The organism is Micromonospora sp. LHW51205, from assembly GCF_003315815.1.
Lineage (GTDB): Bacteria > Actinomycetota > Actinomycetes > Mycobacteriales > Micromonosporaceae > Micromonospora > Micromonospora chalcea.
The window spans coordinates 48,600-74,282 of the sequence record NZ_QMEZ01000004.1; the positions used below are offsets into that span (position 1 = coordinate 48,600).

The following is a 25,683-nucleotide window of genomic DNA, read 5'->3' on the forward strand; positions in this document are numbered from 1 at the left end:
AACTCCTTGGTCGACTGCGAGAGGTGGGTCAGTTCCGGCGCAGGACCGCCAGGAACATGGCGTCGGTGCCGTGACGGTGCGGCCACAGCTGCACCGTGGGGCCGTCCCCCAGGCCCGGCATGCCGGCCGGCAGCAGCGGCCGCGCGTCGACGAAATCGACGCCGAGGCCGCAGCGCCGGGCCGCCTCGGTCACCGTCACGTGCGTCTCCACCACGTGCGGCGAACACGTCACGTACGCGACCAGGCCACCCGGCCGGGCCGCCCGCAACGCGGCGGTCAGCAGCTCACGCTGCAACCGGGTCAGCGGCGGCAGGTCCGACGGCTGGCGACGCCATCGCGCCTCCGGCCGGCGGCGCAGCGCGCCCAGCCCGGTGCACGGCGCGTCGACGAGCACCCGGTCGAAGTGCCCCTCCGGCAGCTTCGGGTCGCTGCCCACGCTGCGCCCGTCGGTGTTCAGCACGGTCACCGGCAGCCCACGGGTGGCCTGCTCCACCAGCCGCGCCCGGTGCTCGGCCACCTCGACCGCCGTCAGCCGCGCGCCCCGCGTCGCGGCCAGCGCGCCGAGCAGACCGGACTTGCCGCCCGGACCGGCGCACAGATCCAGCCACCGGCCGTCCGGGCCGTCCAGCGGCGCCGCCGCCAGCGCGTCCGCCACCAGCTGGGAGCCCTCGTCCTGCACGTGCGCGCGGCCGTCGGCCACCGCCGCCAGGTCGCCCGGCGCGCCGCCGGGCAGATAGACCGCGTACGGCGAGAACGCGCCGGGCGCGCCGCCCACCTCGTCGGCCAGCGCCACCGGGTCGGCCAGGCCCGGCCGGGCGCACAGGTGCACCGGCGGGCGCTCGTTGTCCTCGATGAGCAGCCGGGTCGTCTCGCCCATGTCGCCGCCGAGCGCCTCGGCGAACGACCGCACGATCCACTGCGGATGGCTGTACGCCAGCGCGAGGTGCCCGACCGGGTCGGTCTCCTGCGCCGGGGCGAGCTTGGCCACCCAGGCGTCGGCGTCCCGGCTGGTGATCTCCCGCAGCACCGCGTTGGCGAACCCGGTCGCGCCCGGCCCCACCGACCGGACCAGGTCCACGGTGGACGACACCGCGGCGTGCGCGGGCACCCGCATGTGCAGGATCTGGTACGCCCCGAGCCGCAGCGCGTCGCGCACCGGCGGGTCGATGCGCTGCACGTCCCGCCCGGCCGCGTCGGTCACGATCGCGTCGAGCGTGCCGGTGTGCCGCAGCGTGCCGTAGGTCAGCTCGGTGGCGAACGCGGCGTCCCGGCCGGTCAGACCCGCCTCGCGCAGCATCGCCGGGAGCACCAGGTTGGCGTACGCGTCGTCGCGGTGCACCGCCGCGATCGCCTCGTAGGCGATCTGCCGGGGCAGGTCCACGGCCGGACGGACCGGACGCCCGCCGCGCCGGTCGCCACCGAACCGGTCCCCGCCGCGCCGGTCGCCGCCGGGCCGCTCGGAGCGCTGCCGGTCGGAACGCTGCCGGTCGCCGTACCCCCGCTGACGCTCGCCCTCGACGGGCCGGTCCTCGCGCGACGGCCCCGTCACGCGAACACCTCGCCGGCGGTGACCCGGGCGCCGCGCGCCCAGTCGCCGGCGGGCATGGCCTTCTTGCCTGCGGCGCGCACCTCGCCGAGGCGCACCGGCGTGGTGGCGGTGCCGACGAGCACACCGGACTTCGCCACGTGCAGCTCCCCCGGCTTCAGCTCCGGGCCGTCGGCCACCGGCGTGACCGGACCGAGCTTGACCCGGTCGTCGCGGAACGTCGTCCACGGGCCGGGCGCGGGAGTGCAGGCGCGGACGCGCCGGTCCACCGCGAACGCGGGGTCGCCCCAACGGACCCGGGCGTCCTCCACCGTCAGCTTCGGGGCGAGCGAGACGCCGTCGACCGGCTGCGGCACGGCGCGGGCGGTGCCGGCGCCGATCGCGTCGAGCACCGCGACCAGCAGCCCGGCGCCGGAGTGCGCGAGCCGCTCCAGCAGGTCGCCGGAGGTGTCGGACGGGCGGATCTCGTCGGTGACCGTGCCGTAGACCGGGCCGGTGTCCAGCCCCTCCTCCAGCTCGAAGACGCTGGCCCCGGTCACCTCGTCGCCGTGCAGCACGGCGTGCTGGACCGGCGCCGCGCCACGCCAGGCGGGCAGCAACGAGAAGTGCAGGTTGATCCAGCCGTGCCGGGGGATCTCCAGCGCCACCGGCGGCACCAGCGCGCCGTAGGCGACCACCGGTACGCAGTCCGGCGCCAGCTCGCGCAGCCGGTCGAGGAACTCCGGCTCGCGCGGGCGGGCCGGGGTAAGCACCTCGACGCCGTGCGCGTCGGCCCACGCGCCCACGGGCGAGCGGACCAGCCCCCGGCCGCGCCCGGCCGGGGCGTCGGGGCGGGTGACCACGGCGAGCAGTTCGTGCCCGGAGGCGGCGATCGCGTCCAGGGCCGGTACGGCGACGGCCGGCGTGCCGGCGAAGACCAGGCGCATCCGGGTCACCGGCCCAGGCCGAACGGGTTGCCGGCGGCGTGCGGGCTGAGCTTGACCGTGGGCGGGGCGGCCTGGTCGTACCACTCGGCCTGCCGGATCGCCTTCATGGCCTCCTTGCGGCCGGCCGGGTCGAGCCGGTCGACGAAGAGCACGCCGTCGAGGTGGTCGGTCTCGTGCTGCACGCAGCGGGCCATCAGGCCGGTGCCGACGATCTGCAACGGGTCGCCGTAGCCGTTGAAGCCCTTGGCGATCACGTTCTGCCGGCGCTTGGTGTCGAAGTAGAGCCCGGGGATGGACAGGCAGCCCTCCGGGCCGTCCTGCTCCTCTTCGTCGGGGAACTCCAGCACCGGGTTGACCAGGTGGCCGAGGACGTCGTCGACGTCGAAGGTGAACACCCGCAGGCCCACCCCGAGCTGCGGCGCGGCGAGGCCGGCGCCGCTCTGCTCGCGCATCGTGTCGGTCAGGTCGGCGATCAGCTTGCGCAGCTCGGCGTCGAAGTCGACGACCGGGTCGGCCGGCGTGCGCAGCACCGGATCGCCGAACAGACGGATGGGCTGGACGGTCACTCGGCGTGGCTCCTTGTCTGGGTCGAACGATGCGCGTCCAGTCTACGGAGTCGGCCCGGCCGCCCCGGGTGGCGTACCGGGAACGGTGACCGGGGACGCCTCCCGGCCGACGCGCACCGGCAGCGTGGCGTGACCACGAAGCGTGAGCCGGACGCGCCGCTCGGGCCGGCCCGCCACGGCGAGGCCGGGCAGCCGGCGCAGCAGCAGCGGGAACGCCACCTGCGCCTCCAGCCGGGCCAGCGCCGCGCCGAGGCAGTAGTGCGGCCCGGCGCCGAAGGACAGCGGGTGGACCTGCGGACGCCACGGGTCGAAGCGCGCCGGCTCCGGATAGCGGCGCGGATCACGGTTGGCCGCGCCGAGCATCACGATCACCCAGCTCTCCGGCGGCAGGTCGACGTCGCCGTACCGGGCCGGCGCGGTGCTCATCCGGGACGTGAGCTGCACCGGCGAGTCGTAGCGCAGCAGCTCGTCGACGTACCCGGGGGCGAACTCCGGGTGCTCGGCCAGCGTCGCCGCCGCGCGCGGGTGCTCCAGCAGCGCCACCAGGCCGTTGCCGAGCAGGTTGGTGGTGGTCTCGAAGCCGGCCACCAGCAGCACGATCAGGTTGGCCAGCAACTCGTCGCCGGAGAGCCGGTCACCGCCGTCGTGCGCCTGCACCAGCGCGCTGGTCAGGTCGTCGGCCGGCGCCCGGCGGCGCGCCGACACCAGCTCGGTGAAGTAGGCGCGCAACTCGCTCGCGCCCCGGTCGGCGACCGCCAGCTCCTCTTCGGTGATCTCCGGTTCCAGCACGCCGGTCAGGTCGGTGGCCCAGCGCCGGAACAACGGCCGGTCCGCCGCCGGCACGCCGAGCAGCGCGCAGATCACCCCGACCGGCAGCGGGTACGCGAACCCGGCCATGAAGTCGACCGGCCCCTCGGCGGCGAGCATCGCGTCGACCAGCTCGTCGGCCTGCGCCCGCACCACGTCGTGCATGGCGGCGATCCGGCGCGGGGTGAACGCGCCCGCCGCCAGCCGCCGCATCCGGCTGTGGTCGGGCGGGTTGGTGCGCAGCATCGACCGGGAGATCGACAGAATCGCCGGGCTCTCCCGCCAGCCGGGCATGAACTGGTCGCGCAGCGCGTCGTCCAGCACCCCGAACCGGGCGTCGCGCAGGATCGCGTCGGCCTCGGCGTACCCGGTGACCACGAAGAAGACCGGGCCGGCCTGGACCACCGGGCCGTGCGCGCGCAGCAGCTCGTACGTCGGGTAGGGGTCGACACGACCCTCGGGGGACATCAGCAGCGCGAGCGCGTCGGCAGGATCCACGGTCCGCCTCCCCAGGCGTCGGAGACCCCCATCATGCTCCGCGCCGCCCGAGGGTGGTCAACCCGTCACGGCGAGACGGCGGTATCCACCGCGGTCAGGCGCCCGCGCCCGGCTCCCCGGCCAGCACCGGGCCGCCGTCGAGCAGCGCGTGCTCGGGCAGCGGCAGCGTGATGCCGTGGGCGTCCTCCCAGTCGTGGATCAGCCCCGGCCGGGCCTGCGTGGTGAAGAAGTCGACGGCGCTCATCCCGCCGACCACCGGCTCGTCCACCTCGGCGACCAGCCGGGCGGGGACCATCGGCAGGCCGGCGCGCACCGCCGAGCTGAGCCGCCGGTGCCCGTCGACGACGAAGAAGTACTCGCCGGTGTAGCCGATGCTCAGCGGCTCCGGCTCCTCACCGCTCTCGGCCAGCTCGGCGGCGAGGTCGGCGTCCCACAGGCCCCGCAGCGCGGACACGTCCTCGGTGGGGTAGACCCGGGTCGGGTCGAGCAGCAGCAGCGGCTGACCGGCGCGCAGCACGTCCGCGCCGAGGCGGCCCTCGTAGACGTCGATGACGTGCTGGATGACCTGCTCCGGGTTGGCCCGGGTGGTGTCGCAGATCAGGTCGTAGTTGCGCAGGCGGGCCTTGTCGACCCCGTAGCGGACGATGAACCGGCCCCGCTCGCTCTCGCTGCGCTCGCGCAGCTTGGTCCGCGCCTCCTCCAGCGAGGTGTAGCTCTCGGCCGGGCCGGACGGGCGGGCCAGCACGCGCCGGGCCGCCTCGGTCGGCTCGGTGATCATGTGCACCTTGAGCGCGTCGGTGAAGAAGTGCCAGGCCAGGCGGGAGTCCATGACCAGCGACTCGCCGGAGGCGGCGATGTCGCGCTGGAGCTGGTCGACGTAGCCGTCGACCGCCTGGTCCAGCTCGGCGTGCAGGTTGAGCTGCAGAGCGGTCATCTGCCGCTCCTGGGCCATCTGGCGGTAGAGGTCGCCGACGCTGACCCGGCGCAGCCCCAGCCGCTTGGCGATCTCGACGGACACGGTGCTCTTGCCACTGCCGAGGTCACCGTTGAAGACGATCGACTGACGAACGGTCACGACTGGTCCACCCCTGCTCACCGGCTGACTGACGACATCGAATCCGTGTCGGCCCGACGTGCTCTGGCACCCGCCGCGCCGCGTCCCGCGCGGGGAAACCGCGCGGCTGGGCATGACGGGCGATGCTATCACCGCCCGCTACCCAATTGCCGGACCAGGTGTGCGGCAAACCCCAGCTCACGACCGTGCGTGAGGGGCCGCGTGCGCAGTGTCACGCGGCGGCGGCCGGTCAGAACAGCACGAGCGGATCGACCTGCAGGCGTACCGGATCGGCCGCCTTGCGGGCGCTGCGCTGGCCGGCGGCGGCGTGCAGCGCCTCGGCCAGCGCGGCGGCCCGGGACCGGGGCACCCGCACGAGCATCCGCTCCCGGCCCTCGTCGGCCGGCACCGGCCCGAGCACCTCGGCGCCGTCCGGCAGCCGGGCGCCGTCCAGCAGGTCACTGACCGCCTCGGCGACGCCGGTGACGCTCGCCATCCGCACCGCCGGGGGGAAGCCCAGCTCGCGCCGCTCGGCCAGCTCGCGGGCGGCGAACCAGGCGGAGTCCCAGCGCAGCAACGCCTGCACCGGCGCGAGCGCGCCGTCCGCGACCACCACCACCCGCCCGCCGGCCGTACCGGGCCGGGCCAGCGCGGCGGCGGCCATCCACCGCCGCAGCGCCTCCTCACCGGCCCGCAGGTCGGCCCGGGTCAGCAGCGCCCAGGAGTCGAGCAGCAGCACCGCGCCGTAGCCGCCGTCGGCCACCGGTTCGGCGCCCGGCGTGGCGATCACCAGCCCGGCCCCGCCCGGCACCGTGGCGAGCACCTCCTCCCGCCCCGAGGTCCGCACCGGCACGCCCGGGAACGCCCGGCCCAGCTCCTCGGCCGTGCGCCGGGCGCCGGTGACCGAGGCGCGCAGCCGCCGCCCACCGCACTCCGGGCAGGCGTACGCGGCGGCCACCCGGCCGCACCAGCGGCAGGCGGGCGTGCCCTGCGCCGAGGGCAGCGCGAGCGGCCCGGCGCAGTGCGGGCAGCGGGCCGGGGTCCGGCAGTCGGCGCAGGCCACCGACGGCACGTAACCCCGGCGCGGCACCTGCACCAGCACCGGCAGGTCCGCGCGCAGCGCGTCCCGGGCGCTGGTCCAGGCCAGGCTCGGCAGCCGCGCCGAGGCCGCGCCGGGATCGCGGGCCAGTTGCGGGTCGTCGCCGGTGGGCGCCATGGCCGGGGTACGCGCGCGCACCACCGCCCGGTCGGCCACCACCTCCCGGGCCCAGGACGTCTCCACCAGCAGCTGCGCCTCGGCGCTGCGGGCGTACCCGCCGACCAGGGCGGCGGCGTCGCCGAGCTGCGCCCGGGTGAGCAGCACGTCCCGGGCGTGCGGGTAGGGCGCGCGGGGCTCGGCGTGCAGGTCGTCGCCGTCGTCCCAGATCGCCACCAGGCCGAGCCGCTCCACCGGGGCGAACATGGCCGCCCGGGTGCCGATCACCACTGCCACGTCGCCGCGCCGGGCGGCCAGGAACGCCCGGTAGCGGCGGGCCGGGCCGTCGGCGGCGGTGAGGCGCACGTGCCGCCCCGCGCCGAGGACGGCGGTCAGGGCGGCGTCGAGCCGGTCCAGGTCACGGGCGTCGGCCACCACGACCACTGCGCCCCGGCCACCGGCCACGGTGGCGGCCACCGCGTCGGCGTACCGGCCGGCCCAGTCCTCCCCCGGCAGCGCCGACCAGACCGCGCGGGCGGGCCGGCCGTCGGTGAGCGCCCGCAGCAGCGCCGGCCCGGCCGGATAGTCCCGCCAGCCGCGCGGGTCCACCTCCGCCCGGCCTCCCGGCCTGGCGTCCGCGGGCGCGTCGGGGTCGGCGGGCGCGTCCGCGTCGGCGGTGACGGCCTTCTCGGCGCGGGCGTGCCGGGGCGGCACCGCCAGCCTCAGCACGTCGGCGAGGCTGCCCGCGTACCGGTCGGCGACCGCGCGGGCCAGCCGGGCCACCTCCGGGGAAAGCACCGGCACCGACGAGACGACCTTCTCCAGGTACGCCAGTTTCGGGTGCGCGGAGGACTCGGCGCGCTCCAGCAGCCAGCCGTCGACCAGCTGCCCGGCGAAGCGCACCTTCACCCGTACCCCCGGTTGCGCCTCGGCGTCGAGCGCCGCCGGCACCAGGTAGTCGAACGGGCGGTCCAGGTGCGGCAGGGGCACGTCCACGCAGACGCGCGCGACCGGCGACCCCTGCGCGGGTCGCCGGTCGCGGCGCGTGGCGGCGGTCAGGCTCCCGCGGCCGACTTGAGGTCGGCGGCCCGGTCGGTGCCCTCCCAGGTCAGGTCCGGCAGCTCCCGGCCGAAGTGGCCGTACGCGGCGGTCTGCTGGTAGATCGGGCGGAGCAGGTGCAGGTCCCGGATGATGGCGGCCGGGCGCAGGTCGAACACCTCGGCGACGGCCTTCTCGATCGAGGCGACCGGCACCGTCTCGGTGCCGAACGTCTCGATGAACAGGCTCACCGGGTGGGCCTTGCCGATCGCGTACGCGACCTGCGCCTCGCACCGCTCGGCCAGCCCGGCGGCGACCACGTTCTTGGCCACCCAGCGCATCGCGTACGCGGCCGAGCGGTCGACCTTCGAGGGGTCCTTGCCGGAGAACGCGCCGCCGCCGTGGCGCGCGTACCCGCCGTAGGTGTCCACGATGATCTTCCGGCCGGTCAGGCCGGCGTCACCCATCGGGCCGCCGATCTCGAAGCGCCCGGTCGGGTTGACCAGCAGCCGGTAGCCCTCGGTCTCCAGGCCGAGGCCCTCCAGCTCCGGGGTGATGACGTGGTCCCGGATGTCCGGGGTGAGCAGCGACTCCAGCGAGATGTCGGCCGCGTGCTGGCTGGACACGACGACGGTGTTGAGCCGGACCGGGCGCAGCCCGTCGTACTCGATGGTCACCTGGGTCTTGCCGTCCGGCCGCAGGTAGGGGATGGTGCCGTCCTTGCGGACCGTGGCGAGCCGGCGCGCCAGCCGGTGCGCCAGCGCGATCGGCAGCGGCATCAGCTCGGGCGTCTCGGAGCAGGCGAAGCCGAACATCATGCCCTGGTCACCGGCGCCCTGCGCGTCCAGCGCGCTCTCCGACCCGCCGGTACGCAGCTCGAAGGCGTTGTCGACGCCCTGGGCGATGTCCGGCGACTGGGCGCCGATGGACACGCTGACGCCGCAGGACGCGCCGTCGAAGCCCTTCTTCGACGAGTCGTAGCCGATGCCGAGAATGGTCTCCCGGACGATGGTGGGGATGTCGGCGTACGCCTTCGTGGTCACCTCACCGGCCACGTGCACCTGACCGGTGGTGATCAAGGTCTCCACCGCGACCCGGCTGTGCGGGTCCTGGGCGAGCAGCGCGTCGAGAATGCCGTCACTGATCTGGTCGGCGATCTTGTCCGGGTGGCCCTCCGTGACCGATTCGGACGTGAAGAGACGTGTCACGGCACTCCTAAGCATGTGAAGACTTTTAAAGGTCGCTCGGCGGCAGTTTAGCCATCCTCGTTCCGCCGCGACCCCCTGAACGCGGGCCGACCAACCGTCAGGAACGTGACGGCAACCGCGGACAGACGAGGTCCCAGACGGCGTCGGCCAGGGCCTCCTTGGGCTGCTCGGCCAGCCGGTGCACGGCGCCGTCGGCGCCGATCACGGTGGCCGCGTTGGTGTCGGCGCCGAAGACCTTGTCCACGCCGACCTCGTTGACGACGATCATGTCGGCTCCCTTGCGGGCCAGTTTGGCCCGGCCGTTGGCCTCCGCGTCGTCGGTCTCCGCGGCGAAGATCACCAGCACCTGGCCGAGGCGGCGGACGCGACCCAGCTCGGCGGCGATGTCCGGGTTGGTGACCAGCTCGATGGTCGGCGCGACACCGTCGTCCGACTTCTTGATCTTCCCGGTGGCGTAGCTGGCCGGCCGGAAGTCGGCGGGCGCGGCGGCCATCACCACGGCGTCCGCGTCGACGGCCGCCGCCAGCGTCGCCGTGCGCAGCTCCTCGGTGGTGCCCACCCGGACCAGGTCCACCCCGGCCGGATCGGGCAGCGCCACGTTCGCCGCGACCAGCGTCACCCGGGCGCCCCGGGCCACAGCGGCGCGGGCGAACGCGTACCCCTGCTTGCCGGAGGACCGGTTGCCCAGGAACCGGACCGGGTCCAGCGGCTCGCGGGTGCCCCCGGCGGTGACCACCACGTGCCGGCCGGCCAGGTCGGCCTCGGCCTCGACGCCGCGGGCCAGGGCCCGGCGGGCCACCGCGAAGATCTCCGCCGGGTCGGGCAGCCGGCCCTTGCCGGTGTCCCGCCCGGTGAGCCGCCCCACGGCCGGCTCGATCACCCGGACGCCGCGCGAGCGCAGCGTGGCCACGTTCGCCACGGTCGCCGGGTGCTCCCACATCTCGGTGTGCATGGCCGGCGCCAGCAGCACCGGGCAGCGCGCGGTCAGCAGCGTGTTTGTGAGCAGGTCGTCGGCGAGGCCGTGGGCGGCCTTGGCGAGCAGGTCAGCGGTGGCCGGGGCGACCACGACCAGGTCGGCGTGCTGCCCGAGCCGCACGTGCGGCACCTCGTGCACGTCAGACCAGACGTCGTCGGCCACCGGCTGGCCGGACAGGGCCGCCCAGGTCGGCGCCCCGACGAAACGGAGCGCCGAGGCGGTCGGCACCACCCGGACCCGGTGACCCGACTCGGTGAAGAGCCGGAGCAGCTCACATGCCTTGTAGGCCGCGATGCCGCCGCCGACCCCGAGGACGATCTCGGCGGGCATCGGCGCGGGCGCGGTTACGGCTGGTCGGTCGGCTCAGCGGTGAGCAGGCCCGCGTTGATCTCGCGCATGGCGATGGAGAGCGGCTTCTCCTGCGGGGTGGTCTCCACCAGCGGGCCGACGTACTCCAGCAGGCCCTCACCGAGCTGGCTGTAGTAGGCGTTGACCTGACGGGCGCGCTTGGCGGCGAAGATGACCAGCGCGTACTTCGAGGTGGTCTTCTCGAGCAGCTCGTCGATCGGCGGGTTGGTGATGCCCTCGGGGTTGGTGGCGATGGATCCCACGAATTAAACCTCTGCGTCTCGTGCGCCGCCCGCGGGCGGTCGGGCCGGAGCCAGGAAGGACGAACCGAGCAATCCTACCAGCTCCGCCGCGGCGCGCTCGGTGTGGTCGTGTGCCACGGCGTGGGCGAAGAGGGCCGCGACGTCCGGGTCGGCCCGGTACGCCGGCGGCGCGAGCAGCACCAGCCGGGCGCCGGGCGCCGCCGCCCGTACCGCGAGCGCGCCGCCCAGGTCCAGCGGCAGCAGCACCGGCCGGCCCGCGGCGAGCCGCGCCCGTACCTCGGCCCGGGGCACCCCCCGGCGGTACGGCCCGATGCGGCACCACTCCAGCAGTTCCCCGGCGGCGATCAGCTGGTCGAAGGCGGGCGCGTCGAGGAAGACGCGGTCCACGCCGTCCCGCTCGTCGGGGCGCGGCGGCCGGGTGGTGGCGACCACCGGCACCCAGACAGACGCAAGGCGCGCCCGGACCGCCTCGACCACACTGCTCCGGCCGGCCCCGGAGGGACCGGACAGGACAGTGAGCCGAGCCGCCGAGCGCGCCTCGTCATCCGTGCTCACCGCTTGTTTCTACACGGCGGGCCGTTCAGTTCGCGGCGAACTCCCCGAGCAGAGCCTTGCGCTGCTGCTCGCCGAGGCCGCGCAGGCGACGGCTGTCCGCGATCTTGAGCTTCTCCATGATCTGGGTGGCCCGGATCTTGCCGATGCCCGGCATCGCCTGGAGCACGGCCGAAACCTTCAGCTTGCCCACGACGTCGTCGGACTCGGCCCGCTCGAGGACGGTGGCGAGGGTGGTCTTGCCCTGCTTGAGCTGCTCCTTCAGCTCAGCGCGGGCCTTGCGGATCTCCGCGGCCTTCTCCAGCGCGGCAGCGCGCTGTTCGGGGGTCAGTGACGGGAGCGGCACCAGTTCTCCTCAGGTCCCTAGTACGGCGGGCGGAGCGCCCCACCGCATCTGTGAAACGTGGTGTCGCTGGCAACCAAAGGGGTCCGTGGTTCCCAGCGCGGGGAAAACTAGCGGTCAACGGAGATTTCGGCAACGTGGGCGCGCGATGATCAACGGAAAGTGACCGAGCCGTCAGTCAGCCTACGACGTCCAGGGCGCTCCGGCACTCGGCCAGCGCCCGCTCGGCGGCGGCGCGCAGAGCGTCCGGGTCCGGTCCCGCGCCGAGCACCTCCCGGGAGTACGACGGGAGCACCGACGGCAGCGCGGCGCCGAACACGGTGCGCAACCCGGCGGGCGTGCCGCCCTGCGCGCCCAGGCCCGGAGCGAGCAGCGGACCGTTCACGGAGCCGAGGTCGTGACCGGTCTCGCCGACCGTCGCGCCGACCACCAAACCGAAGCTTCCGAGCGGCTCCGCACCCCGGTTGAGCTGGGAAATCTCGTCGATCACGGTCTGCGCGACGGTGCGCCCGTCGGCCCCGACGGCACGCTGCACGGAGGCGCCCTCCGGGTTCGAGGTGAGGGCCAGGACGAAGACCCCGCCACCGTGCTCGGCTGCGGTGGAGAACATCGGCGCGAGTGAACCTACTCCCAGGTAGGGGCTCGCGGTCACCGCATCGACATACATCGGGCTGGATGGATCGAGGTACGCCGACGCGTACGCGGCCACCGTCGAGCCGATGTCGCCGCGCTTCACGTCAAGCAGAACGAGCGCTCCCAGATCTCGCAACTGTCGGATAGTTGACTCAAGCACCCCGACGCCGCGCGAGCCGAAGCGCTCGAAGAACGCCGACTGCGGCTTGACCACGGCCACCCGGTCCCCGATCGCCTCCACCACGGTTCGGCAGAACCGGTCGAGTCCGTCGACGTCGTCGGTCAGCCCCCAGTCGGCCAGCAACCCGGGGTGCGGATCGATCCCCACGCACAGCGGCCCTCGCTCCGCCACGGCCCGGTGCAGTCGGGCGCCGAACGTCTCCATCGCGTCTCTCCTCTCCCCGCGGCCCCGGGCCGCCTGGGCGTGTCCGGCGACGGTCTTCCCGTCGCGCCCTGTCGAACTCGGCCGGGCTCAGCCGGCCTTCACCGCCGCGGCCACCCCGGCCGCGATCCGTGCCACGTCCGCGGCGTCGCAGACGTACGGCGGCATGGTGTAGACGAGATCCCGGAACGGGCGCAGCCACACCCCCTGCGCCACCGCGGCAGCGGTCGCCCGGGGCAGGTCCACCTCGTGGTCGAGCTGCACCACCCCGATCGCGCCGAGCACCCGTACGTCGGCCACGCCGGGCGCGCCGCGCAACGGCGCCAGGCCGGCCCGCAGGCCCTCGGCGATCCCCGCCACCCGGCCGGCCCAGTCCCCGGCCCGCAGAAGCTCCAGGGAGGCGTTGGCGACCGCGCAGGCGAGCGGGTTGCCCATGAACGTCGGTCCGTGCGCCAGCACCCCGTCGGCGGAGATCGCCCGTGCCACCTCGGGCGTGCAGAGCGCCGCGGCCAGCGTCAGGTACCCGCCGGTGAGCGCCTTGCCGACGCAGAGCACGTCCGGGGCCACCCCGGCGTGCTCGGCGGCGAACATCTTCCCGGTCCGGCCGAAGCCGGTGGCGATCTCGTCGAAGACCAGCAGGATGCCGTGCTTCCGGGTCACCTCGCGCAGCACACGCAGGTAGTGCGGGTGGTGGAACCGCATCCCGCCGGCGCCCTGGACCACCGGCTCGACGATCACCGCGGCCAGCTCGTCGGCGTGCCGCTCCACGGCGTCCACCAGAGCCGCCTCGTACGCCGGGTCGGGCGGCGCGTCGAAGCCGGACGGCGGCGCCGGCGCGAACACCTGCCGGGGCAGCACGTCGCCCCAGAGGTGGTGCATGCCGCCCTCCGGGTCGCAGACGCTCATCGGGTGGAACGTGTCACCGTGGTAGCCGCCCCGCCAGGTGCCCAGCCGGCGGCGCTGCGGGCGTCCCCGCGCCCGCTGGTACTGCAGGCACATCTTCACCGCGACCTCGACGCTCACCGAGCCGGAGTCGGCCAGGAAGACGTGTTCCAGGCCGTCCGGGGTCAGCTCGACGAGCGTGCGCGCCAGGCGTACCGCCGGCTCGTGGGTGAGCCCGCCGAACATCACGTGGCTCATCCGCCCGAGCTGGCCGGTCACCGCGGCGTCGAGCGCCGGGTGCCGGTAGCCGTGGATCGCCGCCCACCACGACGACATGCCGTCGACCAGCTCCCGCCCGTCCGCCAGCCGCAGCCGCACCCCTTGCGCGCTGTCCACGACGTACGGCGCGCCGGCGGAGGGCATCGCGGCGTACGGATGCCACACGTGCCGCCGGTCCGCGTCCAGAATCTCCTCAGGCGTCACGTCTCCTCCTTCACCCCTCCCCGCCGCCCCCTCTCTTCCCCCGCGATCTTGCGGTTGCTGCCCCTGCCGCGCCCGGAATGAGGGGGTGTGCCGGGGCCGCGAGTGCAAGATCGCGGGGAAGAGAGGGGTGGGTCAGGGGTGGGTGGTCCGGGTTATGGCTCTCGTCAGGGCGGGGCCGCGGTAGATGAAGCCGGTGTAGAGCTGGACCAGGGACGCGCCGGCGTCGAACATGCGCGTCGCGTCGTCCGGGTCGAGGATGCCGCCGACGCCGATCACCGGCAGCCGGCCGCCGGTCTCCCGGTGCACGAAGGCGACCATCTCCCGGGCCCGTACGGTCAGCGGCCGGCCGGACAGGCCGCCCGTCTCCGCGCCGCGCGCCCGGTCGGCCGGGGCCAGCCCGTCCCGGGCGAGCGTGGTGTTGGTGGCGATGACCCCGGCGGCGCCCCGGTCGAGGCAGACCTCCAGCAGCTCGGCCACGGCCGGCTCGGTGAGGTCCGGGGCGATCTTCACCAGCACCGGCTTCTCCCCCACCAGCGCGGCCAGCAGCGCGTCCAGGTGGGACCGGTCCTGAAGCGAGCGCAGCCCGGGAGTGTTCGGTGAGGACACGTTCACGGCGAAGTAGTCACCGTGTCCCTTGAGCGCCCGGTAGGAGTCGAGATAGTCCTCGACCGCCTGGTCCAACGGGGTCACCTTGGACTTGCCGAGCGAGATGCCCAGCGGTACGCCGAGCGGGCGCGGCAACGCCGCCAGCCGGTCGGCGAGGGCCGCCGCGCCCGCGTTGTTGAAGCCCATCCGGTTGATCACCGCTTCGCTGTCGCTCAGCCGGAACAGCCGGGGCCGGGGATTGCCCGGCTGGGCGTGCGCGGTCACGGTGCCGACCTCGACGAAGCCGAAGCCGAGCGCCGGCCAGGCGGGCAACGCGAGTCCGTTCTTGTCCATCCCGGCGGCCAGCCCGACCGGGTTGGGGAAGCGCACCCCGAACACGGTGCGCGGCGCGGACCGGAAGTACGCCCGTCGCAGCGCCGCGAGAACGGCCGGCTGCCGCGACACCGCCGCGAGCCGTTCCAGGGTCCACTCGTGCGCCCCCTCGGCGTCCCCGCCCGCGAGCGAGAACAGCCGGGGCCGCACCACCTTCTCGAAGATCACGCCCCGGCCCCCCGCCCGCTCTCCCCGTTGATCATGAGGTTGGCGGCGGATTTGGAGATCCACATCGCCGCCAACCTCATGATCGGCGCGGTCAGGCGCGGGGTCACTCGCCCGCCCGGAGGGCGGCGTGCAGGTCCTGCAGGGGGCGGACCTTCAGGTCGCCTCGGATTCGGGCCTCGATGCCCATTACCGCGGCTGCGGCGCCGGGGACCGTGGTGACGCAGGGGATGTCGACGCTCACCGCGGCGCTGCGGATCTCGTACCCGTCCGAGCGGGCGCTCGCGCCGGAGCCCTGCGGCGTGTTCACCACCAGCGCCACGTCCCCGCCGAGGATCAGCGAGACCGCGTCCGCACCCTCACCCGACTCGTAGTGCTTGCGGATCTGCTCGCAGGCGATGCCGTGCCGGCGCAGCACCTCGGCCGTGCCGGTGGTGGCCACGATCTCGAAGCCCAGGTCGGCCAGGCGCTTGATCGGGAAGATCATGCCGCGCTTGTCCCGGTTCGCGACCGAGACGAAGATCTTCCCGGCGGTGGGCAGCGACCCGTACGCGGCAGCCTGCGACTTGGCGAACGCCTGCCCGAAGCCGGTGTCGATGCCCATCACCTCGCCGGTGGACTTCATCTCCGGGCCGAGCAGCACGTCGATGCCCTTGCCGGAGGGGGTGCGGAACCGCTTGAACGGCAGCACCGCCTCCTTGACCGCGATCGGCGCGTCGGCCGGCATGGTGCCGCCGTCGCCGGTGGGCGGCAGCATCCCCTCGGCGCGCAGCTGCGCGATGGTGGCGCCGAGCGCGATCCGGGCCGCCGCCTTGGCCAGCGGCACCGCCGTGGCCTTCGAGACGAACGGCACGGTACGGGAGGCGCGCGGGTTGGCCTCCAGCACGTAGAGCATGTCGCCCTGCAGCGCGTACTGGACGTTGAGCAGGCCGCGCACCCCGACGCCGCGGGCGATCTCCTCGGTGTAACGGCGCACCTGGGCCAGGTGCGAGCCGGCCAGGGTGATCGGCGGCAGCGCGCAGGACGAGTCGCCGGAGTGGATGCCGGCCTCCTCGATGTGCTCCATCACGCCGCCCAGGTAGACGTCGCCGTCGGCGTCCACGAGCGCGTCCACGTCGATCTCGATGGCGTCGTCCAGGAACCGGTCCACCAGCACCGGGCGGTCCGGCGAGATGGCGGTGGCCCGGCCGATGTAGTCGCGCAGCGTGGCGTCGTCGTACACGATCTCCATGCCGCGCCCGCCGAGCACGTACGAGGGACGGACCAGCACCGGGTACCCGATCTCGTCGGCGATCGCCTTCGCCTCGTCGTACGAGGTGGCCATGCCGTGCGCGGGCGCGCGCAGCCCGGCCCGGGACAGCACCGCGCCGAAGGCGCCGCGCTCCTCGGCCAGGTGGATCGACTCCGGGGAGGTCCCGACGATCGGCACCCCGGCGTTCTTGAGCCGCTGGGCCAGGCCGAGCGGCGTCTGCCCGCCGAGCTGGACGATCACCCCGATCACGCCGGGGCCGCCGGCGGCCTTGCCCGAGGAGTCCTCGGCGTGCCAGACCTCCAGCACGTCCTCGAACGTCAGCGGCTCGAAGTAGAGCCGGTCGGCGGTGTCGTAGTCGGTGGAGACGGTCTCCGGGTTGCAGTTGACCATCACCGTCTCGTAGTCCACGGCCCGGAGCGCCTGGACCGCGTGCACGCACGAGTAGTCGAACTCGATGCCCTGACCGATCCGGTTCGGCCCGGAGCCCAGGATCAGCACCTTCGGCCGCGCCGAGGGCGCCACCTCGGTTTCCGAGTCGTAGGTCGAGTAGTGGTACGGCGTGGTCGCCTCGAACTCGGCCGCGCAGGTGTCCACCGTCTTGTAGACCGGCCGTACGCCGAGCCGGTGGCGCAGCGTGCGGACGCCGTCCTCGGCGGCCAGCTCGGGACGCAGCGCGGCGAGCTGCCGGTCGGACAGGCCGGCGCGCTTGGCCCGGCGCAGCAGACCGGCGTCGAGCACCGGCGCGGCCACGATCTCGGCGCGCAGCTCGACCAGCGAGGCGATCTGGTCCAGGAACCACGGGTCCATGCCGCCGGACGCCTCGGACACCTCGGCGATCGACGCGCCCAGGCGCAGCGCCCGCTCGACGGTGTAGAGCCGGCCGTCGTGCGGCGTCCGCAGCGCCGCGAGGGTGTTCTCCAACGTGGCGCCGTCCGGGTCCGGAGTGGTCCAGAAACCCGACGCCTTGGTTTCCATCGAGCGCATCGCCTTGTTCAGCGCCTCGGTGAAGTTGCGGCCCAGGCTCATCGCCTCGCCCACCGACTTCATGGTGGTGGTCAGCTCCGGGTCGGCGCCGGGGAACTTCTCGAACGCGAACCGGGGGATCTTCACCACCACGTAGTCGAGCGTCGGCTCGAACGCCGCAGGCGTCTTGAGCGTGATGTCGTTCGGGATCTCGTCCAGCGTGTAGCCGATGGCGAGCTTCGCGGCGATCTTCGCGATCGGGAAGCCGGTGGCCTTCGAGGCCAGCGCCGAGGAACGCGACACCCGGGGGTTCATCTCGATCACGACGATCCGGCCGTCGGCCGGGTTGACCGCGAACTGGATGTTGCAGCCGCCGGTGTCCACCCCGACCTCGCGCAGCACCGCGATGCCGAGGTCACGCAGCCGCTGGTACTCCCGGTCGGTGAGCGTCATCGACGGCGCGACGGTGACGCTGTCGCCGGTGTGCACGCCCATCGGGTCGACGTTCTCGATCGAGCAGACCACCACCACGTTGTCGTGGCGGTCGCGCATCAGTTCGAGCTCGTACTCCTTCCAGCCGAGCACGCTCTCCTCGATGAGCACCTCGTGCACCGGGCTGGCCGCGAGGCCCGAACCGGCGATGCGCTCCAGGTCCTCGTCGGTGTGCGCCATGCCGGAACCGAGGCCGCCCATGGTGAACGACGGCCGGATGACCACCGGCAGGCCCAGTTCGGCGACCGTCTCGCGGACCTCGTCCATCGAGTGGCAGACCCGCGAGCGCGGCACCAGCGCGGACGGATCCTCCAGGCCCAGCCGTACGCCGGCCTTCGCGACGATCTCCTTGAACAGCTGCCGGTCCTCGCCCCGGTTGATCGCCTCGATGTTCGCGCCGATCAGCTCGACGCCGTACTTCTCCAGCACGCCGGCCTCGTGCAGCGCGACGGCGGTGTTCAGCGCGGTCTGCCCGCCGAGCGTCGGCAGCAGCGCGTCGGGGCGCTCCTTGGCGATGACCAGCTCGACGAACTCCGGGGTGATCGGCTCGACGTACGTGGCGTCGGCGAACTCCGGGTCGGTCATGATCGTCGCCGGGTTGGAGTTGACCAGGCTGACCCGGATCCCCTCGCTGCGCAGCACCCGGCAGGCCTGGGTGCCGGAGTAGTCGAACTCGCAGGCCTGTCCGATCACGATCGGCCCGGAGCCGATCACCAGGACGTGCTTGAGGTCGGTCCGCTTAGGCATTCTTGCGCCCCTCGATCAGCTCTGCGAAACGGTCGAAGAGGTAGTCCGCGTCGTGCGGGCCGGCCGCCGCCTCCGGGTGGTACTGGACGGTGAAAGCGGGGATGTCGACGCCCCGCAGCCCCTCGACCACGTTGTCATTGAGGCAGACATGTGACACCTGGACACCGCCGAACTCGGTCTGGATCACCTGATCCGGCACCACCGCGCCAGCCCCGGCGCCCGGCACCTGCACCGCGAAGCCGTGGTTGTGGCTGGTCACCTCGACCTTGCCGGTGGCCCGGTCGAGCACCGGCTGGTTGATGCCGCGGTGGCCGTACCCCAGCTTGTAGGTGCCGAAGCCGAGCGCCCGGCCGAGGATCTGGCTGCCGAAGCAGATGCCGAACAGCGGGATCCGCCGGGCCAGCACCTCCCGGGCCAGCGCCACCGGACCGTCGGCGGTCGCCGGGTCGCCCGGGCCGGGCGAGAAGAAGACCGCGTCCGCGCCGGTGGCGAGCAGGTCCTCGATCGTCGACCCGGCGGGCAGCACGTGGGTGGTGACGCCGCGGGCGGCGAGCCGGCGCGGCACGTTGCGCTTGATGCCCAGGTCCACCGCGGCCACCGTGAACCGGTGCTCGCCCTCCGCCTCGACCACGTACGGCTTGGCGGTGGTCACCTCGTCGGACAGGTTCGCGCCGACCATCTGCGGCGAACGGCGCACCCGCTCCAGCAGCGCGGCCGGGTCGTCCTCGACGCTGGAGATGCCGACCCGCATCGCGCCGCGCTCGCGCAGGTGCCGGGTCAGCGCCCGGGTGTCCACCCCGCTGATGCCGACGACGCCCTCGGCGGCGAGCCGGTCCTCCAGCCCGCCGTCGGCGCGCCAGTTGGAGCTGATCCGGGCCGGGTCACGCACCACGTACCCGGCCACCCAGATCCGGTCGGACTCGTCGTCCTCACCGTTGACGCCGGTGTTGCCGATGTGCGGCGCGGTCTGCACCACCACCTGCCGGTGGTACGAGGGGTCGGTGAGCGTCTCCTGGTAGCCGGTCATGCCGGTGTTGAAGACCGCCTCGCCGAAGGTCTCCCCGACGCTGCCGTACGCCTCGCCGTGGAACGTGCGCCCGTCCTCGAGGACGAGAATCGCAGGACGTCTCTTCACTTAACTGCCTTTCCGTCCAGGACCGTCGGCTCGCCGCGCAGGAAGGTCGCCACGATGCGACCCGGCAGCGTCATGCGGGCGTACGGGGTGTTACGACTACGGCTGGCCAGCTCCGCCGGTTCGATGACGCGGCGGGCGGCGGGGTCGACAAGGGTCAGGTTGGCCGGCACGCCGGGCGCCGGGTCGACGCCGTGCCCGGTCAGCCCGGCGATGCGGGCCGGCGTGCGGGACATCCGCTCGGCGATCAGGTCCCAGCGGGGGCCGAACACGTCGAGCGCGATGGACAGGGCGGTCTCCAGGCCGAGCATGCCCGGCCGGGCGTACGCCCACTCGCACTCCTTGTCCTCCACGGCGTGCGGGGCGTGGTCGGTGGCGATGATGTCGATCACGCCCTCGGCCAGCGCCTCCCGCAGCGCGGCGATGTCGGCGGCGGTGCGCAGCGGCGGGTTGACCTTGAAGACCGGGTCGTAGCTCTCCGCCTTGGCGTCGGTCAGCAGCAGGTGGTGCGGCGTGACCTCGGCGGTGACCCGTACCCCGCGCGCCTTGGCCTGGCGCAGCACCTCGACGCTGCCGGCGGTGGAGACGTGGCAGACGTGCAGGCGGCTGCCCACGTGCTCGGCCAGCAGCACGTCCCGGGCGATGATCGCCTCCTCGGCGACGGCCGGCCAGCCGGTCAGGCCGAGGCGGGTGGACACCTCGCCCTCGTGCATCTGCGCGCCCTCGGTGAGCCGGGGCTCCTCGGCGTGCTGGGCGATCACGCCGTCGAACGCCTTGACGTACTCCAGCGCCCGGCGCATCAGCCGCGGGTCGGCCACGCAGTGCCCGTCGTCGGAGAAGATCCGCACCCCGGCGGCGGAGTCGGCCATCGCGCCCAGCTCGGCCAGGCGCTCGCCGGCCAGCCCGACGGTGACCGCGCCGATCGGCTGCACGTCGACCAGGCCGGCCTCCCGGCCGAGCCGCCACACCTGCTCGACCACGCCGGCGGTGTCGGCGACCGGCGAGGTGTTCGCCATCGCGCACACCGCCGTGTAGCCGCCGAGCGCCGCGGCCCGGGAACCGGACTCGACGGTCTCGGCGTCCTCCCGGCCGGGCTCGCGCAGGTGGGTGTGCAGGTCGACCAGGCCGGGCAGCGCGACCAGGCCGGTCGCGTCGACGACCGTGGCGTCGTCGGCGGCGAGTCCGTCGCCGACGGCGGCCACCACGCCGTCGCGGATGAGCAGGTCGGTCGGCTCGCCGCCGACCACACTGACGTTAGTGATGAGGTACGCGGTCACCGGTTGTTCCCTCCGAGCAGCAGGTAGAGCACGGCCATCCGCACGGAGACCCCGTTGGCGACCTGTTCGACGATGGTGGAGCGGGGCGAGTCGGCCACCTCGGGCGTGATCTCCATGCCCCGGTTCATCGGCCCGGGGTGCATGACGATCGCGTGCTCGGGCAGCCGGCGCATGCGCGGCCCGTCGAGCCCGTAGCGGCGGGCGTACTCGCGGGCCGACGGGAAGTAGGAGTCACCCATCCGTTCGCGCTGCACCCGCAGCATCATCACCACGTCCACATCTGGGAGAACGGCGTCGAGGTCGTAACAGACGTCGGTGCCGGGGGCCAGGGCGGCGGCGATGTCGACCGGGATGAGCGTGGGCGGGCCGATCAGGGTGACCTTCGCGCCGAGCGTGGACAGCAGCAGCACGTTGGAGCGGGCCACCCGGGAGTGCAGCACGTCGCCGACGATCGCCACGTGCAGGCCGTCGAGCCGGCCCAGCCGGGACCGCATCGTGTACGCGTCGAGCAGCGCCTGGGTGGGGTGCTCGTGGGTGCCGTCACCGGCGTTGACCACCGACCCGTCGACCCACTCGGCCAGCCGGTGCGGCGCGCCCGAGGCGGGGTGCCGGACGACCACCGCGTCCGCGCCCATCGCCTGGAGCGTCAGCGCGGTGTCCTTCAGGCTCTCCCCCTTGGCCACGCTGGAGCCCTTGGCAGAGAAGTTGATCACGTCGGCGCTGAGCCGCTTGGCGGCCGCCTCGAACGAGATCCGGGTCCGGGTGGAGTCCTCGTAGAAGAGGTTCACCACGGTGCGCCCGCGCAGCGCGGGCAGCTTCTTGACCTCGCGCCCGGCCACCGTCGCCATCTCCGCGGCGGTGTCCAGGACCAGGGTGGCGGTGGCGGCGTCCAGGTCGGCGCCGGAGAGCAGGTGCCGGATCATGCGGGAGAGCCTCCGTACAGCCGTACCTCGTCGGCGCCGTCGGTCTCGGCGAGGGTGACCTTCACGTTCTCGGCCAGCGCGGTGGGGATGTTCTTGCCGACGTAGTCGGCGCGGATCGGGAGCTGACGGTGACCGCGGTCGACCAGGACGGCGAGCTGCACCGAGGCCGGGCGGCCGACGTCGCTGAGCGCGTCGAGCGCGGCCCGCACGGTGCGGCCGGAGAACAGCACGTCGTCGACGAGGATCACCCGCTTGCCGTCGATCCCGCCGGACGGCAGGTCGGTCGGGCCGACCGCGCGGGTGGCGTGCCGGCGCAGGTCGTCGCGGTAGAGCGTGATGTCGAGCACGCCGACCGGGACGGTGACGTCCTCGAACGTGCTGATCCGGTCCGCGAGGCGGCGGGACAGCGGCACACCGCGGGTGGGGATGCCGAGCAGCACGGTGTCGGCGGCGCCCTGGGTCTTCTCCAGGATCTGGTGGGCGATGCGGTCGACCACCCGCGACACGTCCGCAGCGGCGAGGATCACCTTCACCGAGGGTTGTCGCGGCGGTGACGAATGGGCAGCCGGTGGGTAGGCCACGGCGGACCTCCTTCCCCGCCTCACGGGACGGGTCGTTAAAGGACGTCTGGGTCGGCTCCGGGGGCCCGCGCGGGGCCCGGACCGGGGCTTCACGCCACGTTACCAGCGGTCACCGGGCCGCCCGCCGCCGGTACTGACCTGCTGGTCAGCCCGGAGAAATGGGGACAAGCCACACGAGCGTCCTAGACGTCGTGGACAGCAACACTTGACCGCGTGTCGCAATCCCCGTACCGTCACGCTCCGTAGCGATAGCTGGGAGAACCCCGAGCAGCACTGGGAGTGTCCGAATGCCCTCTGAATACGCCAAGTCGCTGGGCGCCCGCCTGCGCTCCATCCGCCAGCAGCAGGGCCTGTCCCTGCAGGGGGTGGAGGAGAAGTCGAACGGGCGGTGGAAGGCCGTGGTGGTCGGCTCGTACGAGCGCGGCGACCGCGCCGTCACCGTGTCCCGCCTGGCGGAACTGGCCGACTTCTACCGCGTTCCCGTCTCGGAGCTGCTGCCCGACGGCAGCGGGGTGCGTCACGAGCCCACCAGCAAGATCGTGCTGGACCTGGAGCGGCTCTACGACGAGGCCTCCGAGGACCTGGCCTACGTCGCCCGCTACGCGCGCGCCATCCAGCAGCAGCGCGGCGACTACAACGGCCGGGTGCTCTCCATCCGCGCCGACGACCTGCGCGCCCTCGCGATCGTCTACGACGCCTCACCGTCGGGGCTGATCGAGCGGCTGACCGAGCACGGCGTGCTGGTCGCCGACCCGCGGGCGTTCTTCGCGTCCTGACATCACGTACGAGAAGGGCCCGTGCCGGAAGGCACGGGCCCTTTCGTCGTCGGAGCGTGGGGCTCAGCGGGAGGCGTACTCGGCGATCCGGCCGAGGATGCCGTTGAGGAACCGGGGCGAGTCGTCCGTCGACATCTGCCGGGCCAGCTCCACCGCCTCGCTGATCGCCACCGCGTCGTCGATCTCGTCGACGTAGAGCAGTTCGTACACGGCGATCCGGGCCAGGTTGCGGTCGACCACCGGCATCCGGTCCAGCGTCCACCCCTCGGCGTAGCTGGCGATCGTCTCGTCGATCCGGTCGAGGTGCGCCGCCACGCCCTCGACCAGCCCGACCGCGTAGCCGAGGTGGTCGGGGCGCGGCTGCTCGATCCGCTCCAGGTAGCCGGCGAGCACCTCGACCGGCGGGCGGTCCCGCAGGTCGGCCTCGAAGAGCACGTCCAGCGCCCGCTTGCGCGCCTTGCGACGCGCGGGCATCTGCTGCTTGGGACCCTCGGCCATCAGGCTCGGCCGAGGTAACGGCCGTCGCGGGTGTCGACCTTGATCTTCTCACCGGTGGTGATGAACAGCGGCACCTGCACTGTGGCGCCGGTCTCGACGGTGGCCGGCTTGTTGCCGCCGGTCGACCGGTCGCCCTGCAGGCCCGGCTCGGTGTAGGTGACCTCGAGCACGACCGAGGTCGGCAGCTCGATGTACAGCGGCACGCTCTCGTGGGTGGCGACGGTCGCCTCGGCCTCGGGGAGGAGGTAGTTGGCGGCCTCGCCGACGGTGCCGCCGGGGACGGTGATCTGGTCGAACGTCTCCAGATCCATGAAGACGTAGTCCTCGCCGTCGGCGTACAGGTACTGCATGGTGCGCTTGTCCACGGTCGCGGTCTCGACCTTGGTGCCCGCGTTGAAGGTCTTGTCGACCACCTTGCCGGACAGCACGTTCTTCAGCGTGGTGCGCACGAAGGCACCACCCTTACCGGGCTTGACGTGCTGGAACTCGACGACGGCCCACAGCTCGCCGTCCAGGTTGAGTACCAGGCCGTTCTTCAGGTCGTTGGTGGTGGCCATTTCCTGCCTTGATCATCAATTGGCGGACAGACCGTCCAAGTCTACTCGCCCTGTCGAATCGGACTCGCACGCTGAGCCAGATGCTGCAGCGCCAGCCGGTAGCCGTCCACGCCCAGCCCGCAGATCACCCCGGTCGCCACCGCGGAGACCACCGAGTGGCGCCGGAACTCCTCCCGGGCGTGGATGTTGGAGATGTGCACCTCGACCAGCGGGCCGCGCAGCATCGCGCAGGCGTCCCGCACCGCCACCGAGTAGTGCGTCCAGGCCGCCGGGTTGAGCACCACCGCCGCCTCCTCGTCGGCCGCCTCGTGCAGCCAGGCCAGCATCTCGTGCTCGGCGTCGGTCTGCCGGACCACCACGTCCAACCCCAGCTCCCGGCCGTGCCGCTCGCAGTCGGCCACCAGCTGGGCGTAGCTGGTCACCCCGTACACGTCGACCTGGCGGGTGCCGAGCCGGCCCAGGTTCGGCCCGTTGAGCACGTACACCCTCATGAGCTGATCTCCGCGTACGCGGCGGCGAGCAGGTCGTCCGGCGGCGCCTCCAGGATCGCCGGGCGGGCGATCCCGTCGAGCACCACGAACCGCAGCCGGCTGCCCCGGGCCTTCTTGTCCACCCGCATCGCGGCCAGCAGTTCCGGCCAGGCGTCGGCCCGGTAGCCGGTGGGCAGGTCGAGCGCGGTCAGCACCCGGCGGTGCCGCTCGGCGTCGGCCGCGTCGAGCCGGCCGGCGAGCCGCGCGAGAGTGGCCGCGTAGACCAGGCCGACCGACACCGCGTGACCGTGCCGCCAGCGGTACCCCTCCACCTTCTCGATCGCGTGGGCGAGGGTGTGCCCGTAGTTGAGCACCTCGCGTACCCCGGATTCGCGCAGGTCCCCGGCGACCACGTCGGCCTTCACGCGGACCGCGCGCTCGACCAGTTCCCGCAGCACCGGCCCGGCCGGGTCGAGCGCGGCGGCCGGGTCCCGCTCGACCAGGTCGAGGATCACCGGGTCGGCGATGAACCCGCACTTGACCACCTCGGCCATGCCGGCGGCCAGGTCGGACGGGGGCAGGCTGTCCAGCGTCGCCAGGTCGGCCAGCACGCCGGCCGGCGGGTGGAACGCGCCGACCAGGTTCTTGCCGGCGGCCGTGTTGATGCCGGTCTTGCCGCCCACCGCCGCGTCGACCATGCCGAGCAGCGACGTGGCGACCGGCACCCAGCGCACGCCGCGCAGCCAGGTCGCGGCGACGAAACCGGCCAGGTCGGTGACCGCGCCGCCGCCCACCCCGACCACCGCGTCGGTACGGGTGAACCCGGCGTCGCCGAGCCGCTCCCAGCAGGCCGCCGCCACGTCGACGTGCTTGCCCGCCTCGGCGTCCGGCACCTCGATCAGCAGCGGCGTCACGCCGCCCTCGCGGACCGCGTCGGCGAGCCGGTCGGCGAGCGCCTTGAGCGGCGGCGCGTGCAGGAAGGCCACCCGCTCGGCGCCCGCCAGCAGCACCGGCGGCGGGTCCAGCAGGTCACGTCCCACCAGCACGTCGTACGGCCGCTCGCCGCCGACCGGGATCCGGGTCACCTCGTCCATCGCGGGCAGCCTAGTCCAGCGCGCCGCCCCCGCGCGGCCGTTGTCCACTGGCTGGGTGTTTGTCCGGCCACATCGCGG

24 protein-coding genes are annotated in these 25,683 nt (G+C 73.6%); 1 reads left to right on the top strand and 23 read right to left on the bottom strand.

From position 1 onward, the window contains the following. Positions 1–28 precede the first annotated feature (28 nt). The 19 genes from DQE82_RS16205 to pyrR form a co-directional block, all read right to left on the bottom strand. Positions 29–1,549: an RsmB/NOP family class I SAM-dependent RNA methyltransferase gene (locus DQE82_RS16205; RefSeq protein WP_113973135.1), complete on the bottom strand. Its 1,521-nt coding sequence runs from the start codon at positions 1,547–1,549 to the stop codon at positions 29–31. Then, positions 1,546–2,472 (bottom strand): methionyl-tRNA formyltransferase, encoded by a 927-nt coding sequence (gene fmt, locus DQE82_RS16210; protein ID WP_113973403.1) that lies wholly within the window; start codon positions 2,470–2,472, stop codon positions 1,546–1,548. The genes DQE82_RS16205 and fmt overlap by 4 nt, the downstream gene beginning before the upstream one ends. A gap of 5 nt (positions 2,473–2,477) precedes the next feature. Then, on the bottom strand, positions 2,478–3,038 hold the full coding sequence (def, locus tag DQE82_RS16215) for a peptide deformylase (RefSeq protein WP_043324943.1): 561 nt from the start codon (positions 3,036–3,038) through the stop codon (positions 2,478–2,480). Positions 3,039–3,080: 42 nt separating this feature from the next. After that, positions 3,081–4,343 (bottom strand): cytochrome P450, encoded by a 1,263-nt coding sequence (locus tag DQE82_RS16220; protein ID WP_104114317.1) that lies wholly within the window; start codon positions 4,341–4,343, stop codon positions 3,081–3,083. A gap of 94 nt (positions 4,344–4,437) precedes the next feature. Then, positions 4,438–5,418: an AAA family ATPase gene (locus DQE82_RS16225; RefSeq protein WP_113973136.1), complete on the bottom strand. Its 981-nt coding sequence runs from the start codon at positions 5,416–5,418 to the stop codon at positions 4,438–4,440. 229 nt (positions 5,419–5,647) lie between these two features. Continuing rightward, positions 5,648–7,588, bottom strand: coding sequence for a primosomal protein N' (locus DQE82_RS16230; RefSeq protein ID WP_113973137.1), 1,941 nt, complete (start codon positions 7,586–7,588; stop codon positions 5,648–5,650). A gap of 59 nt (positions 7,589–7,647) precedes the next feature. Continuing rightward, complete coding sequence (gene metK, locus DQE82_RS16235; RefSeq protein ID WP_223201130.1) at positions 7,648–8,838, bottom strand: methionine adenosyltransferase; 1,191 nt, start codon at positions 8,836–8,838, stop codon at positions 7,648–7,650. Between the two features lie 97 nt (positions 8,839–8,935). After that, the gene (coaBC, locus tag DQE82_RS16240; RefSeq protein ID WP_113973138.1) at positions 8,936–10,144 is read right to left on the bottom strand and encodes a bifunctional phosphopantothenoylcysteine decarboxylase/phosphopantothenate--cysteine ligase CoaBC; all 1,209 of its coding nucleotides are present in this window, start codon (positions 10,142–10,144) and stop codon (positions 8,936–8,938) included. A gap of 14 nt (positions 10,145–10,158) precedes the next feature. Next, positions 10,159–10,425 carry a DNA-directed RNA polymerase subunit omega gene (gene rpoZ / locus DQE82_RS16245; RefSeq protein WP_013285517.1) on the bottom strand — a complete coding sequence of 89 codons (267 nt, stop codon included), beginning with the start codon at positions 10,423–10,425 and terminating at the stop codon, positions 10,159–10,161. 3 nt (positions 10,426–10,428) lie between these two features. Continuing rightward, on the bottom strand, positions 10,429–10,980 hold the full coding sequence (locus DQE82_RS16250; RefSeq protein WP_064448505.1) for a guanylate kinase: 552 nt from the start codon (positions 10,978–10,980) through the stop codon (positions 10,429–10,431). 25 nt (positions 10,981–11,005) lie between these two features. Further along, positions 11,006–11,323, bottom strand: coding sequence for an integration host factor, actinobacterial type (gene mihF / locus DQE82_RS16255; protein ID WP_013285515.1), 318 nt, complete (start codon positions 11,321–11,323; stop codon positions 11,006–11,008). Positions 11,324–11,498: 175 nt separating this feature from the next. Further along, positions 11,499–12,338 (bottom strand): orotidine-5'-phosphate decarboxylase, encoded by an 840-nt coding sequence (pyrF, locus tag DQE82_RS16260; protein WP_113973139.1) that lies wholly within the window; start codon positions 12,336–12,338, stop codon positions 11,499–11,501. Between the two features lie 87 nt (positions 12,339–12,425). Beyond that, on the bottom strand, positions 12,426–13,700 hold the full coding sequence (locus DQE82_RS16265; protein WP_069087676.1) for an adenosylmethionine--8-amino-7-oxononanoate transaminase: 1,275 nt from the start codon (positions 13,698–13,700) through the stop codon (positions 12,426–12,428). Positions 13,701–13,832: 132 nt separating this feature from the next. Beyond that, positions 13,833–14,846 carry a quinone-dependent dihydroorotate dehydrogenase gene (locus DQE82_RS16270; RefSeq protein WP_113973140.1) on the bottom strand — a complete coding sequence of 338 codons (1,014 nt, stop codon included), beginning with the start codon at positions 14,844–14,846 and terminating at the stop codon, positions 13,833–13,835. A 103-nt stretch (positions 14,847–14,949) separates the two neighbouring features. Further along, positions 14,950–18,297, bottom strand: a complete 3,348-nt coding sequence (gene carB / locus DQE82_RS16275) for a carbamoyl-phosphate synthase large subunit (RefSeq protein WP_064448508.1) — start codon at positions 18,295–18,297, stop codon at positions 14,950–14,952. Then, entirely contained in the window at positions 18,290–19,432 is a 1,143-nt protein-coding gene (gene carA, locus DQE82_RS16280; protein ID WP_043324951.1) for a glutamine-hydrolyzing carbamoyl-phosphate synthase small subunit, read from the bottom strand. The genes carB and carA overlap by 8 nt, the downstream gene beginning before the upstream one ends. Beyond that, a complete protein-coding gene (locus DQE82_RS16285) occupies positions 19,429–20,706 on the bottom strand; it encodes a dihydroorotase (protein WP_113973141.1) in 1,278 nt (425 codons plus the stop codon). Before DQE82_RS16285 ends, carA begins: the two co-directional genes overlap by 4 nt. Next, on the bottom strand, positions 20,703–21,629 hold the full coding sequence (locus tag DQE82_RS16290) for an aspartate carbamoyltransferase catalytic subunit (protein ID WP_030502502.1): 927 nt from the start codon (positions 21,627–21,629) through the stop codon (positions 20,703–20,705). The genes DQE82_RS16285 and DQE82_RS16290 overlap by 4 nt, the downstream gene beginning before the upstream one ends. After that, complete coding sequence (gene pyrR, locus DQE82_RS16295) at positions 21,626–22,210, bottom strand: bifunctional pyr operon transcriptional regulator/uracil phosphoribosyltransferase PyrR (RefSeq protein WP_043324953.1); 585 nt, start codon at positions 22,208–22,210, stop codon at positions 21,626–21,628. Before pyrR ends, DQE82_RS16290 begins: the two co-directional genes overlap by 4 nt. Before the next feature lie 287 nt (positions 22,211–22,497). On the opposite strand from pyrR, the gene DQE82_RS16300 reads away from it, so the two are divergent. Beyond that, complete coding sequence (locus DQE82_RS16300; RefSeq protein ID WP_013285505.1) at positions 22,498–22,986, top strand: transcriptional regulator; 489 nt, start codon at positions 22,498–22,500, stop codon at positions 22,984–22,986. 63 nt (positions 22,987–23,049) lie between these two features. On the opposite strand, the gene nusB is transcribed toward DQE82_RS16300, so the two are convergent. Genes nusB through aroB form a run of 4 tightly spaced genes read right to left on the bottom strand, consistent with a single transcriptional unit; the run spans position 23,050 to position 25,605 of the window. Continuing rightward, complete coding sequence (gene nusB / locus DQE82_RS16305) at positions 23,050–23,460, bottom strand: transcription antitermination factor NusB (RefSeq protein WP_174534511.1); 411 nt, start codon at positions 23,458–23,460, stop codon at positions 23,050–23,052. A gap of 23 nt (positions 23,461–23,483) precedes the next feature. Then, entirely contained in the window at positions 23,484–24,041 is a 558-nt protein-coding gene (gene efp, locus DQE82_RS16310) for an elongation factor P (RefSeq protein WP_013285503.1), read from the bottom strand. Between the two features lie 41 nt (positions 24,042–24,082). Beyond that, positions 24,083–24,532: a type II 3-dehydroquinate dehydratase gene (gene aroQ / locus DQE82_RS16315; protein WP_113973142.1), complete on the bottom strand. Its 450-nt coding sequence runs from the start codon at positions 24,530–24,532 to the stop codon at positions 24,083–24,085. Beyond that, entirely contained in the window at positions 24,529–25,605 is a 1,077-nt protein-coding gene (gene aroB / locus DQE82_RS16320; protein WP_113973143.1) for a 3-dehydroquinate synthase, read from the bottom strand. Before aroB ends, aroQ begins: the two co-directional genes overlap by 4 nt. Between the last annotated feature and the right edge of the window lie 78 nt (positions 25,606–25,683).